Source organism: Bacillus cereus group sp. MYBK216-1 (assembly GCF_051916495.1).
Taxonomy (GTDB): domain Bacteria; phylum Bacillota; class Bacilli; order Bacillales; family Bacillaceae_G; genus Bacillus_A; species Bacillus_A thuringiensis_K.
Genome location: NZ_JBQAGT010000002.1, coordinates 617,773 through 631,956 on the forward strand (window position 1 = coordinate 617,773; position 14,184 = coordinate 631,956).

Sequence of the window (14,184 nt, forward strand, 5' to 3'; positions counted from 1 at the left end):
TTTGCAGCTTTTTTGTAATTTAGAACCTACGTTTATAACGAAGATAAGTTTATAGATTAATATCTTCATATTAGATATTTAATAATGATGATATCAGGATGTTTTTTAAAAAAATCAACAATATAACATATATTACTAAATATATCTACATTTTATGCAATTATACATAACTAAATAAAGGTAAAAAAGTATAAAAAAACCTATTATATTATTCTATAAGTATTTTTTCTAAAATAAAATTTCTTGGTTGAGCTAAAATAGTTATTTTTAACCGTATACACATTAATTTGTAATCATTACAATTACAGAAATGAAATTTACGAATAACTATATTTATATAATTTTTTTGGTTCATATTTTTATTTAACAGTAAATTATCGAGCATAATCGACAAAATTTTTCTATTTACGCATTGAAAATTTAATGTTTTAATGAACAACATAACTGGTATGACCAGACAGAAAGGAGAAGGTTACGCTAATAGGAATTATAGTGAAGTTATAAGTAACATTATGTCTTTAATAATTTTCTGAATAGTAAATTTATTTACAAGAGGTCAAGAATCAAATTGGTAATAAACGTGTTCTAAGTTTCTGCATAACAAAAGTGAAGTTATTCCGCAATAAAAGTATAAGCAATGTACAGTATAATTTCACCTTTTGTTGTCTAGTAAGGAGTTTGCTGACAAAACTAAGAGGGATATTATCAAATTAAAATTAAACAATGTTATGACAAGATTAACTGTAAGCATTGGTTTATTGATCCTCACGATTCTGTAAGTTAAACCGCAACTTTAGGAAAGAATTAATAATTTACTACTCATAAGGTGCCTGATTCAAATATAGTTAATAAATTTTTGTTATTTATATTTAAAAAAATAGAGTATCGAAATGAGAGATAAATAAAATCCTTACATCCTATTAGAAGTAAAAAACAACGATATTAACGTATCTGAAAGATTTCTCCTTCTTATCCAGTTTACAAAGAGAGCGGTCGTACAAGTTATATGAATTAAGTTATAAAAACAATGGTAAAGGAGTGTACGGAATGAAAACTAAAATAATGACAGGATTATTAGTCACATCCATTGTAACTGGAGCAACTATTCCTATCAATACTCTCGCAACACCAATCGTTCAAGCGGAAACTCAACAGGAAGGCATGGATATTTCCTCTTCATTACGAAAATTAGGTGCGCAATCTAAATTAATCCAAACGTATATTGATCAATCTTTAATGAGTCCTAATGTACAGCTAGAGGAAGTCCCAGCTTTAAATACCAATCAATTCCTAATCAAACAAGATATGAAGGAATGGTCATCGGAACTCTATCCACAGTTAATTCTATTAAATTCAAAAAGTAAAGGGTTTGTAACAAAATTTAAAAGTTATTACCCGGCATTAAAATCGTTTGTAGACAATAAAGAAGATAGAGAAGGGTTTTCGGATAGACTTGAAGTACTTCAAGAAATGGCTATGACGAATCAAGAAAATGCGCAACGACAAATCAATGAATTAACAGATCTTAAATTACAGCTTGATAAAAAATTAAAAGATTTTGATACTAATGTGGCAACTGCGCAAGGCATACTAAGTACAGATGGAACAGGAAAAATAGATCAGTTAAAAAATGAAATATTAAATACCAAAAAAGCAATTCAAAATGATTTACAGCAAATTGCATTAATACCAGGGGCTTTAAATGAACAGGGATTTGCTATATTCAAAGAAGTTTATAGTCTTTCAAAAGAAATTATTGAACCAGCTGCGCAAGCAGGGGTGGCAGCGTATAACAAAGGAAAAGAAATTAACAACTCTATTCTAGAAGCTGAGAAAAAAGCAGTGCAAGAAGCAACAGAGCAAGGTAAAACTGCTCTAGAGATTGAATCAGCAAAAAGAGCAGCTCGTGAAGCAATTGAGAAAAGCAAACAAGGTGAAATAGCAGCCGCAGCCGCAGCAAAAACACAAGAGTATGACCTGATGAAGGTCATTGATACCGAAAAGATTAAGAAAACATTTGGCGTTTTTGCTGAAGTAAATAAATTAACAGCAGAACAGCGAGCATATTTAGATGATTTAGAGAAACAAAATCAAAAAATATATGATTTAACAACGAAATTATCAATAGCTGATTTACAAAAATCAATGCTTCTTCTTACACAAAATGATTTGCATACGTTTGCAAATCAAGTAGATTTAGAACTTGATCTACTAAAGCGCTATAAAGAAGATTTAAATCTAATAAAAAATAGCATTACAAAATTATCTACTAATGTTGATACAACTAACGAGCAGTCTCAAAAAGATACATTAAGACAATTAAAAAATGTAATAAGTTACCTTGAAGAGCAAGTATATAAATTTTGATATTACGTTTTTGGAAATCTATAAAGAGTATAAGTATTTAGCGAAAGAAGGAGAATAGTCATGAAAAAATTTCCATTCAAAGTACTAACTTTAGCTACATTAGCAACTGTTATAACTGCTACTACCGGTAACACTATTCATGCATTTGCACAAGAAACGACCGCTCAAGAACAAAAAGTAGGCAATTATGCATTAGGCCCCGAAGGACTGAAGAAAGCATTAGCTGAAACAGGGTCTCATATTCTAGTAATGGATTTATACGCAAAAACAATGATTAAGCAACCAAATGTAAATTTATCTAATATCGATTTAGGCTCAGAGGGGGGAGAGTTGCTCAAAAATATTCACCTTAATCAAGAGCTGTCACGAATCAATGCAAATTACTGGTTAGATACAGCGAAGCCACAGATTCAAAAAACTGCTCGTAATATTGTAAATTACGATGAACAATTTCAAAATTATTACGACACATTAGTAGAAACTGTACAAAAGAAAGATAAGGCAGGTCTAAAAGAGGGTATAAATGATTTAATTACTACAATCAATACAAATTCAAAAGAAGTTACAGATGTGATTAAGATGCTACAAGACTTCAAAGGGAAACTATATCAAAATTCTACAGATTTTAAAAATAATGTTGGTGGTCCAGATGGGAAAGGTGGATTAACTGCAATATTAGCAGGTCAACAGGCAACGATTCCACAACTTCAAGCTGAAATTGAGCAACTTCGTTCTACTCAGAAAAAACATTTTGATGATGTATTAGCATGGTCAATTGGTGGTGGATTGGGAGCAGCTATTTTAGTTATTGCAGCTATTGGAGGAGCGGTAGTTATTGTTGTAACTGGCGGTACAGCAACACCGGCTGTTGTTGGTGGACTCTCGGCTCTTGGTGCAGCTGGTATCGGTCTAGGAACTGCGGCTGGTGTCACAGCATCTAAGCATATGGACTCCTATAATGAAATTTCTAACAAAATCGGAGAATTAAGTATGAAAGCAGATCGTGCTAATCAAGCAGTTCTTTCGCTTACTAACGCGAAAGAAACATTGGCATATCTATATCAGACTGTAGATCAAGCGATATTGTCTCTAACAAATATTCAAAAGCAATGGAATACAATGGGCGCAAATTATACAGATTTACTGGATAATATCGATTCTATGCAAGACCACAAATTCTCTTTAATACCAGATGATTTAAAAGCCGCTAAAGAAAGTTGGAATGATATTCATAAAGATGCAGAATTCATTTCAAAAGATATTGCTTTTAAACAGGAGTAGAACTGAAATTTAAAACCTAAATTGGAGGAAAATGAAATGATAAAAAAAATCCCTTACAAATTACTCGCTGTATCGACGCTATTAACTATTACAACCGCAAATGTAGTTTCACCAGTAACAACTTTTGCAAGTGAAATTGAACAAACGAACAATGGAGATACGGCTCTTTCTGCAAATGAAGCGAGAATGAAAGAGACCTTGCAAAAGGCTGGATTATTTGCAAAATCTATGAATGCCTATTCTTATATGTTAATTAAGAACCCTGATGTGAATTTTGAGGGAATTACCATTAATGGATATGTAGATTTACCTGGTAGAATCGTGCAAGATCAAAAGAATGCAAGGGCACATGCTGTTACTTGGGATACGAAAGTAAAAAAACAGCTTTTAGATACATTGAATGGTATTGTTGAATACGATACAACATTTGACAATTATTATGAAACAATGATTGAGGCGATTAATACAGGGGATGGAGAAACTTTAAAAGAAGGGATTACAGATTTGCGAGGTGAAATTCAACAAAATCAAAAGTATGCACAACAACTAATAGAAGAATTAACTAAATTAAGAGACTCTATTGGACACGATGTTAGAGCATTTGGAAGTAATAAAGAGCTCTTGCAGTCAATTTTAAAAAATCAAGGTGCAGATGTTGATGCCGATCAAAAGCGTCTAGAAGAAGTATTAGGATCAGTAAACTATTATAAACAATTAGAATCTGATGGGTTTAATGTAATGAAGGGTGCTATTTTGGGTCTACCAATAATTGGCGGTATTATAGTGGGAGTAGCAAGGGATAATTTAGGTAAGTTAGAGCCTTTATTAGCAGAATTACGTCAGACCGTGGATTATAAAGTAACCTTAAATCGTGTAGTTGGAGTTGCTTACAGTAATATTAATGAAATGCACAAGGCGCTTGATGATGCTATTAACGCTCTTACTTATATGTCCACACAGTGGCATGATTTAGATTCTCAATATTCGGGCGTTCTAGGGCATATTGAGAATGCAGCTCAAAAAGCCGATCAAAATAAATTTAAATTCTTAAAACCTAATTTAAATGCAGCGAAAGACAGTTGGAAAACATTACGAACAGATGCAGTTACATTAAAAGAAGGAATAAAGGAATTAAAAGTGGAAACTGTTACTCCACAAAAATAGGGAAATATTAATTCTGTTGTAAAGTGAACTAAAACATAGAAAGTCTATGATTACACTGTTAAACAGAAAAGTAATAATTGATAAATCCTTATATAACAGAAAGGCGGAGTCTCATTAAAGACTTCGCCTTTCAATTATATATAAGTATGATTCTAATAAAAGAATAACCTTGTAGTTTAATTGCTTTTTTTAAATTTGCAACAGAATCGGTTAATTTGAAGCTGATTATATACATTTTCTTTAATACTTAATGATTTGAAGACTGCTAAAGAAAGTTCAAACGATACTGATAAAAGAGGTAGAACTTATTTTGAAAGACATCGCTTTTTAATAAGATTAGAACTTGAAACCATACCCTATATAGGAGGAATACGAAATGATGAAAAAAATCCCTAATAAACTACTCGCTGTATCAGCGTTTTTAACTATAACAACTACTTATGCAGTCATACCACTAGAAACTTTTGCAATTGAAATTGAACAAACGAACACTGAAAATATGTCTCTTTCAGCAAATGAAGAACAGATGAAAAAAGCTTTGCAAGATGCTGGTTTATTTGCAAAAGCTATGAATGAATATTCTTATTTGCTAATTAATAATCCAGATGTGAGTTTTGAAGGAATAACTATTAATGGAAATGCAGATTTACCTAGTAAAATTGTACAAGATCAAAAGAATGCAAGAGCACATGCTGTGACATGGAATACACAAGTAAAAAAACATCTTTTTGATACATTGACAGGCATTATAGAATACGATACAAAATTTGAAAATCATTATGAAACATTAGTAGAGGCGATCAATACTGGAAATGGAGATACTTTAAAAAAAGGGATTACAGATTTACAAGGAGGAATTCAACAAAATCAAAAGTCTGCAAAAGCATTAATAGAAGAATTAATTCAATTAAAAAATGCTATTGGAGAAGATGTTAGAACATTTGGAAGTCATAAAGAGACATTGCAATCGATTTTAAAAAACCAAGGTGCTGATGTGGAGGCTGACCAAAAGCGTCTAGAGGACCTTTTAGGACAAGTAAAATATCAGAAAGACATAGAATCTAAGGGATTAGACATGGTGAAAATCCCCTTTATTCCAACCTTGATTGCTGGTGGCATAATGATAGGTGATGCAAGAGGTAAGTTAGGTTGGCTAGAACCTGAATTAGCAAAATTGCGTCAGACTGTAGATTATAAAATAACATTGAATCGTGTAGTTGGAGTTGCGTTTCATAATATTAGTGATATGCATAGTATGCTTGATAGTGCTATCACTGCTCTTACTTATATGTCTACGCAATGGGAGGATTTAGATTCTCAATATTCGGGTGTACTGGGACATATTAGTAAAGCTGATCAAAAAGCTGATCAAAATAAATATAAATTCTTAACCCCTAGCTTGAATGCAGCGAAAAACAGTTGGAAAACATTAAAAACAGATGTTGTCACTTTGCAAGAAGGGATAAAAATTGCAGAGAAAAAAGAACAGGATTTTTTGAATCAGCTTCGTCCATCAAACGTTTTCTACTTTTATAAAAAAATTCATAACGCATACACTTTTGAAATAAAGACTGGAACAAATGCGCCAAATGCGTCTTATAAAGTTATGAATTTAACTAAAAACACTGTTCATAATATGTGGAGTGGAGGGGCTAATACTAACATGTGGGCTGATTGGCTTTCATTCAATCCAAATGATGAATTTGCGGTAGTAGCAGTAGTGGATGGTAAGGAATATGTTGTGTATAAAGACAAAGTACAAAATATAATGAACTGAATCTGAAAGTAAGGAAGTAATTGGAGCTGGAGAATAAACTAGACACCAAGTTAATTGAAAAATCTCCTTATATCCTAGAATATTTTGCTCAAGAAAAAGAATTTGTTCAGCGAAAAAGTAAATATTGAACCAAGGAGTTAGTTGTATTATGTGTATGGTTTTACCGAAATGTTTCAAGTACATTACTCATACAATTATGTAGTTATCCTGAAGCATCTACAGGTGTTCTTATCGACCTTGAAGAACTACTTAGCTTCCTAAGTGGAGTGACTTTATGCAAAATTAAGTGAACGTTTTTGTACATAGATTAGTTGACATTTATATAGATTTTTTCCATTTTCAAAGATAGTTTTGTTTTTTATGTTATTTTTCAAAAATTACTGTTGAAGTTTCTATATTCATGACTCAGCATATAATCATTGTTTGATGAAATGACATACCACGTCCCTTAGAGTTTCATACGTATTACGATAACTTAAAGAAAAAAGATAATAGTAGTCAACGGTTACTATTATCTTTTTTGAACTATTTTTCATTAAAATATCTCATCTGCTGTGCTCCTTATTTACTTTTCCAGATTTTATCCTAGTTTAAAATTTATGCATTTGAACTGTTTATACAATTTGTAGGATTTTTAGCTTTTTTGTCGAATACACTTAATTCAAGGAGGGACATTACATGATTATTAAAGATTATTTCATCAACCTTTCTATTTTTTCTTTATTAGTTAGCGCAGCAATATTTATTCAAGTGTTTACAATTAATTCTAGTCGATATTTCGAAAAGCTCTATGGAGGGATTATTGCAGTTACGTTAATGTTCTTTTCTTTTCCATACATGGGATTTTCCTACGATCTTCGAGTTGTTCCTCTTATTCTATCTTTTATTTACTTTGGTCGTATTGCTGGTTGGATTACGTTAATTAGCATAATTGTAATGCGTATCTTTTACACTGGAGGGTATTGGGAACCTCCTGTGATTGCTTATTTAGGTATGGGGATTCTATTTTCTACCTTTAAAACTTATTTTAAAAAACTACGTCCTTTTAAAAGTGCATCGTTATATTTTTCTGTTTTTATTGGAATAAAGTGGTTAGTTGGCGTATTATTTAATACTACATTACTTTACACAGGAGGCCTATTATATATAGCGTTAGGACTTTTAATTGGGCTATTCCTTATGGAAGCCTACCAGAGATTGTATTATTTAACACAGGACTTATCTAAAATGAATCGAGAATTAAAAAAATCGAAGCAAGAACTTGCAGATACCGTACATGAGCTTCAAGGAGGAATTTTTAAATTTAAAAAAGTGGATAAGCACTTTATACACACTTTATGTGATGGACAGTTTTATTATCAAAACGGATTTTATTCTGAACAGGTGGTAGGAAAAAGCTTACGTACTATTGATGCTTCTATTGTTCCTCCACATTTAGTTCCACAATTGATGAAGTACTATCTTCAGGCATGGGAAGGAAAAGAAATTATATTTGAATTACCTTGGCCAAATGATAAAACTATTATTCTTATTGCGCTTAGGCCAATTAAACGAAATGGACAAGTTATTGAAGTTGTTGGTTCTACAGTTGATATAACCGAAAGGAAAAAGGTAGAATCAGAATTAAGCGCTACCAAAGAATTATTGGAATCATTTATAAAGCACAATCTAGATGCTATTACCATTTCTGATCGAGAAGGGCATATTTTACAAGCCAATAAAGCTTATGAAAAGATATTTGGGTGGTCATCACAAGAAATCATAGGTAAGAGATTACCTTGTGTACCAGATTTTTTAATGGAAGAATCGCTCGAAAATATTCAGAAAATTCTAACAGTTGAATCTGTGTTTACTAAATTAGAAACTGTTAGACAAAGGAGCGATGGGAGTCTTCTTGATGTTAGTCTGACAGTTTCTCCTATACTAGATGTAAGAGGAAATGTGATAGCTTTATCAGCAATATGTAGAGACATCTCTGAAAGAAAACAAGCAGAAAGAGAACGGCATCGATTACACCGGCAATTAAGAGATAGTGAAATGAAGTACCGTGCACTAATCGAACAAGCAACTGATGCGGTATATGTAGTAGAGCTGAATGAAGATAATGCTCCAAGTCGATTTATTGAGGTGAACCCTGTTGGGTGTAGAAGATTTGGATATAGTAGAGAAGAGTTGCTCTCATTATCATTTTCAAATATAGTACCACAAGATTCTCAAATGATCGTAAGGCTATTAGAAAAAATTAAAAAGGGACAAACTTCCTTCACTTTGCAAGATGAATATGTTTTTCCAACAGGAAAAGTAATAACAACTGAGTTTAGTGTTCGTGTTTTTAACTTAAATGGTAAAAAGGTTTTCCTAAGTATTTCTCGTGATATCACTGAACGGCTAAAAACAGAAGAATTATTACGAAAATCTGAAAAACTTGCTGTTGTAGGACAATTAGCGACTGCAATGGCTCATGAGATTAATAATCCATTAACTGCAATGAAAGGGTTCATGCAATTACTAAAATCAACAGAAAATGAGAATAATCAGGGTTATATTAATATAGTATCATCAGAGATTGAGCGTATAGAGAGCATTACAACTGAATTTATGGCGGTAGCCAAACCACAGGTGGTAAAAATACAACATAATGACATTAGTGTGCTAATGGATCAAGTTTTAATGCTACTACAACCTCAAGCAATGATGCATAATATAAAATTTAGAATCGATCTTAACCCTGGTATTCCATTGATTTCATGTGAAGGAAATCAATTAAAACAAGTATTTGTTAATATATTAAAAAATGCAATTGAATCTATGCCGATGGGAGGAGAAATTCTCATTCAATTAAATATACTTGATAATAATCAAGTAAGCATTCGTTTTATCGACGAAGGGTGTGGGATTCCAAAAGAACGTATACCATACCTCGGAGAACCTTTTTATAGTATTAAAGAAGAGGGGATTGGCTTAGGGTTAATGATCTGTTATAAAATCATTGAAACACATCAGGGAAAGATATTTATTGAGAGTGAAATGAATAAGGGGACTATAGTTGAAGTCACTCTCCCTATTTGTACACTTCAAAATTAAGATATTCTCTTACTGAAATTTTTTAAGAAACCATACAGAATGTAATGCTAATGTTACTTAATGAAATAATAAAGAGAAGAACACTGGTAAATGTACCCTATAGAATAGACACTTGAAAAAGCCTGTTATAAAAACATCCTTTCTTTAGAACCAAAAGAAAGGATGTTTTTAATATTGTAATTTTTCTTGGGGACATTTCAAATTTTTACTCGTAATACATTTTTTAACTAATTTTGGTTAAGTTAGTTAAAAAGGTATTATTTTTAATGAGCATATTGACATATAAATATCCCTCATTTTTAAAATAGAAATTTCTAAAAACTATATATAGGTTCTTTTTGAAAGGAAGGGTATTATCAATTGAAACCACATGAAAAAGTACCTGTTCACTCTATAAAATCTTTGCAGGAATTAATGCAATTACTAAAAAAATCTAAAGATTTTATAACGTTGGAGATCGCTTCAAACAAATCCTCTATAGTCATTTCATATTTTAGAACCTTAATCGATGTAAATATATTTCATGAAGAGGTTTTAACTTATATAAAAGAGAAGAGCTTCGATTCATTACAAGATATTCGGTCTGTCTTACCCTTTGAAAATTCAAAAATAACAAATCAAATGGAAGATATTCAGGATAGTATTTTAAACGGCTATATACTTATTCAGTTCGATACAGATAAATTAAATGGCTTGTTAATTAATGTGGCAAAGAAAGAAAAAAGAGATATTACAAAAGCTGAAATTGAATACAATATTGTGGGTCCATAAATCGCGTTTGTTGAAGATTTAGATGTAAACTTAAATTTAGTACGTAGAAAGCTTCCAACACCTTATTTACAAATGAAGGAATTGAAAGTAGGCGCGCTATCTAACACAACCGTTGCGATTGTATATATTGAGGGAATTGTAAATGATCAAAATCTACAAGAAATTATAAAACGGGTGAGTCTAATAAAAACAGACCACGTTTTGGATAGCACGTATTTGATTCAGTTAATTGCAGACAACCCGAATTCTATATTCCCTCAATTTTTGAATACAGAACGTCCGGACCGTGTGGCAGCTGTATTAGCAGAAGGGAAAATTGCACTTTTTGTAGATGGCTCGCCTTATGCTATCACTCTTCCAACAACATTAATTGACTTTTTTTCTACGACAGAAGATTACACCATGCCTTGGATTATGGCCTCATTTTTTCGACTGTTAAGGATTTTTGCTTTTATCTTTTCTGTTTTAACGACTCCATTATATGTTTCGATCTTAACATATCATTATGAGCTAATTCCAAAAGAACTTCTTGAAACGTTGATTATATCGAGAAGTAAAGTACCTTTTCCTCCAGTCATTGAAGCACTTTTTTTAGAAATAACGATTGAATTACTGAGAGAAGCGGGGACACGTTTACCAACTAAAGTGGGTCTAACTGTCGGTATAGTAGGGGGTATTGTTATTGGACAAGCATCGGTAGAGGCAAGTCTTACAAGTAACGTACTTATTATCATTGTTGCACTTTCAGCTCTTAGTTCATTTACAGCACCAATATATCGAATTGGTAATACAATTCGAGTAATTCGTTTTCCTTTTATAATAGCTGCACACCTGTTGGGCTTATTAGGAATTGTTTTAACAAGTTCTTTACTTTTAGCACGCTTATTACGTACAGAATCATTAAGACGTCCTTATTTGTTTCCTTTTTATCCTACACGCCCTACAGATTGGAAAGACAGCATTATCCGTTTGCCAATCTCAGCGATGTTCCGACGCCCAATTTTTTCAAGATCTAAACAGCGTTTTCGTTTTAATCCAGAAGAGGTAGAGAAAAATAAAATCAAATCACGAAATGATTTTGATGATTGAAATTAACAGGGAGGAGCATTATGAAACAGGTCCCAATTGAGTATCAAGTCTCTCCATATATGGTGTTTTTTTTAATTATTACTATACAGATGGGGGTTGGTATGCTTGGTTTTGAAAGGATTAGTGCAAAATTAGTTGGAAATGATGCGTGGATTAGTACGCTACTTTTTGGAATATCTGTTAATCTTATGATTTGGATCATATATCAGATTTTAAATCAGGGTAATGGAGACATCATTGCAATCAATCAAGACGTACTTGGAAAATGGATTGGTGGATTGTTCAACTTCATTTTTTTATCCTATATTGTATTGTTAGGTGCAACAACACTACATACTTATATCGAAGTAGTACATGTTTGGATGTTTCCTTCCATTTCATCTTGGGTTATAGCTGGGGCTTTTTTAGGCTTATGTTATTACATTGTGACTGGAGGATTTCGTGTAGTTGCCGGAATTGGCTTCTTTGGAATCGTTATCCCAAGCATTCTAATCTTCACATTTTTTTATCCTTTGCAGTATGCAGATTTTCGAAATTTATTTCCAATTGCACAGCATTCATTCCTAGAAATTATGAAAGGAATGAAAGGAAATATGTTTAGTTTTTTTGGATTTGAAATGTTATTGTTGTACTACCCATTTATTAAAAAGGCAAGAAAGTCTCAAAAATATGCGCACTATGCAAATTTAGTAACGACTATTGTCTACACATACCTTATGATTTTAACTCTTGCGTTTTTTAGTGAAAAACAACTCGCGAGCGCGATATGGGCATATTTAAGTATGATTAAAATTATACAATTTCCCTTTATAGAGCGGTTTGAATACATTATTGTTTCTGTTTGGGCTTTTTTTATATTACCTAACGTTTCCTTTACATTGTGGGGAGTAAGTCGTGGTATAAAAGAGGCGCTGGGGATAAAGCAAAAATATGTTTTGCCAGTTATCATCGTATTCATCTTCGTTTTATCATTTTTCTTGAATAACCGTAATAAAATTAACTTATTAAATACTTGGACAGGTCAAATTGGCTTTATATATATATATGTATACTTACCTGTACTATGGCTAATTCAAACCGCCAAAATAAAGTTAAGGAGATAAACATGAAGCGATGGATACTTTTCATTATAGTAAGTGTCTTCTTAATAGGTTGTGCTAAAACGAAAATTGTGGATGACATTGATTTAGTTCAAGTTGCGGCATATGATACTGAAGCAGAAGGTAAGCTAAAAGGAACCTTTGCGATTTCAGCTTATAAAGGAGGGGGGGAAGGTGAAACGAAAATCTATTCAGCATCAGGCCAGACTGGTAGAGAAGTTCTTGCAAGAGCATCCGAAAAATCTTCTGGACCTCTAGAGTTGGGTCAATTGCGTGTGATTATATTTAATGAAAAAATAATTGAAAAGGGAATGCAGGAAATTTTAGAGACTTTGAACCGAAATCCTAGTGTAGGAAATGCAATTTATTTAGCAATTACAAATGTAAAAGGGGAATCACTATTAAAGGGGAACTATTCTAAAGAAAAAGAAATTTCTTCCTATCTATCCTCTTTACTGGAGCAAAATATGGACAACGGAACGCAGCCAAAAACAAATTTTTTTATGTTTTTAAACCAACTTAATGATGATGCGAGAGATTCATATTTACCGATGATATCTAAAAAAGGTAACGTGTTGGAGTTAAATGGAATAGCACTTTTTAAAAGATGTAAAATGGTTGATAAAGTGAACCCTAAAGATTTATTTGTATTTAAATTGTTGACAGATAATTTTAAACAAGGTACATACCAATTCAAATTACCTGGTTCTTCAAATACTTACGCCACGATAGAGAATATAAAAGCTAGAACAAAATATAAGATGGAGGGGAATAGTAAGCATCCATTCGTAAATGCTCATATTCAAGTTAAAGCTGAAATTCAAGAATTTACAAAAACAAAAAATCTAGATAATCCTAAAGAAATAAAAAAATTAGAAAAAATTATGGAAACAGAAATAGAAAAAAAGGCAACTACATTGATAAAGAGATTTATTAAAAAAGACACAGATCCTATAGGACTTAGGAAGCTTGGTAGAACTCACGTAAGAAAATGGAACAGTCAAGAATGGGAAGAATCCTATAAACATTTACGTTTTCGTGTAACAGCTGATGTAACAGTAACCCAATCTGGTGTTACAGAATAAATAAATCAAATAAGATATGGAAAATTTCAATAAAAAAATATAGTCTCGCAGGAGATTAGGGAGAAGAGAAACTATTAACAAAGTATTTCATAAACATTAAGATGCTTTGTTAATAGTTTTTATACTTTTATAGCCAATATCACCTATGGTAAACATTAGCATTCCATCACGTATAACTTCATAAGCTTTAGATTGATGACAATGTATGACGTCCCCAGGAAGCTATCTTATTTGTTGGACATACATAAAATGTTACTCCACTGTCTTTCAAATATATGTTTATTGTATAAAAGACACATGCCGAAATGGAACTGAAATGAATGATAATTAATAAAGCATATAACTCTCGTATCTATCCAAATAAAACACAAGCAACTGTAATTGTAATACTATATGGGAACATTATTAAATTTGAACGATATTAACAGAAATTTGTTGATAATTAGTTAAAAAAGTATTGTACGAT

Annotated in this window: 8 protein-coding genes and 2 pseudogenes; all 10 read left to right on the forward strand. The window is 31.9% G+C overall.

The genetic code is table 11. The features are described 5' to 3' along the window. The first annotated feature begins 1,047 nt into the window (after positions 1–1,047). Positions 1,048–2,367: a hemolytic enterotoxin HBL lytic component L2 gene (hblC, locus tag ACTFRH_RS08655; protein ID WP_000850233.1), complete on the forward strand. Its 1,320-nt coding sequence runs from the start codon at positions 1,048–1,050 to the stop codon at positions 2,365–2,367. 60 nt (positions 2,368–2,427) lie between these two features. Continuing rightward, positions 2,428–3,648, forward strand: a complete 1,221-nt coding sequence (gene hblD, locus ACTFRH_RS08660; protein WP_000714435.1) for a hemolytic enterotoxin HBL lytic component L1 — start codon at positions 2,428–2,430, stop codon at positions 3,646–3,648. A gap of 36 nt (positions 3,649–3,684) precedes the next feature. Continuing rightward, complete coding sequence (hblA, locus tag ACTFRH_RS08665; RefSeq protein WP_000591969.1) at positions 3,685–4,812, forward strand: hemolysin BL binding component B; 1,128 nt, start codon at positions 3,685–3,687, stop codon at positions 4,810–4,812. A gap of 376 nt (positions 4,813–5,188) precedes the next feature. Beyond that, positions 5,189–6,589: a hemolysin BL regulatory component HblB gene (gene hblB / locus ACTFRH_RS08670; protein WP_000976162.1), complete on the forward strand. Its 1,401-nt coding sequence runs from the start codon at positions 5,189–5,191 to the stop codon at positions 6,587–6,589. Positions 6,590–6,609: 20 nt separating this feature from the next. Beyond that, a pseudogene (locus ACTFRH_RS08675) lies at positions 6,610–6,837 on the forward strand (hypothetical protein); the annotation flags it as partial. A 430-nt stretch (positions 6,838–7,267) separates the two neighbouring features. Then, positions 7,268–9,673 carry a PAS domain S-box protein gene (locus tag ACTFRH_RS08680; RefSeq protein ID WP_000584307.1) on the forward strand — a complete coding sequence of 802 codons (2,406 nt, stop codon included), beginning with the start codon at positions 7,268–7,270 and terminating at the stop codon, positions 9,671–9,673. Between the two features lie 360 nt (positions 9,674–10,033). Then, a pseudogene (locus ACTFRH_RS08685) lies at positions 10,034–11,533 on the forward strand (spore germination protein). A 20-nt stretch (positions 11,534–11,553) separates the two neighbouring features. Then, positions 11,554–12,636: a GerAB/ArcD/ProY family transporter gene (locus ACTFRH_RS08690; RefSeq protein WP_000815829.1), complete on the forward strand. Its 1,083-nt coding sequence runs from the start codon at positions 11,554–11,556 to the stop codon at positions 12,634–12,636. A gap of 2 nt (positions 12,637–12,638) precedes the next feature. Then, positions 12,639–13,718, forward strand: coding sequence for a Ger(x)C family spore germination protein (locus tag ACTFRH_RS08695; protein ID WP_000832856.1), 1,080 nt, complete (start codon positions 12,639–12,641; stop codon positions 13,716–13,718). Positions 13,719–14,038: 320 nt separating this feature from the next. Next, positions 14,039–14,143: a helix-turn-helix domain-containing protein gene (locus ACTFRH_RS08700; protein ID WP_002181550.1), complete on the forward strand. Its 105-nt coding sequence runs from the start codon at positions 14,039–14,041 to the stop codon at positions 14,141–14,143. The last annotated feature ends 41 nt before the right edge of the window (positions 14,144–14,184 follow it).

Excerpts from the sequence above, each read along its gene's own strand:
- hblC (WP_000850233.1), top strand. The coding sequence starts at position 1,048 with ATGAAAACTAAAATAATGACAGGATTATTAGTCACATCCATTGTAACT.
- hblD (WP_000714435.1), top strand. The coding sequence starts at position 2,428 with ATGAAAAAATTTCCATTCAAAGTACTAACTTTAGCTACATTAGCAACT.
- hblA (WP_000591969.1), top strand. The coding sequence starts at position 3,685 with ATGATAAAAAAAATCCCTTACAAATTACTCGCTGTATCGACGCTATTA.
- hblB (WP_000976162.1), top strand. The coding sequence starts at position 5,189 with ATGATGAAAAAAATCCCTAATAAACTACTCGCTGTATCAGCGTTTTTA.
- ACTFRH_RS08680 (WP_000584307.1), top strand. The coding sequence starts at position 7,268 with ATGATTATTAAAGATTATTTCATCAACCTTTCTATTTTTTCTTTATTA.
- ACTFRH_RS08690 (WP_000815829.1), top strand. The coding sequence starts at position 11,554 with ATGAAACAGGTCCCAATTGAGTATCAAGTCTCTCCATATATGGTGTTT.
- ACTFRH_RS08695 (WP_000832856.1), top strand. The coding sequence starts at position 12,639 with ATGAAGCGATGGATACTTTTCATTATAGTAAGTGTCTTCTTAATAGGT.
- ACTFRH_RS08700 (WP_002181550.1), top strand. The coding sequence starts at position 14,039 with ATGATAATTAATAAAGCATATAACTCTCGTATCTATCCAAATAAAACA.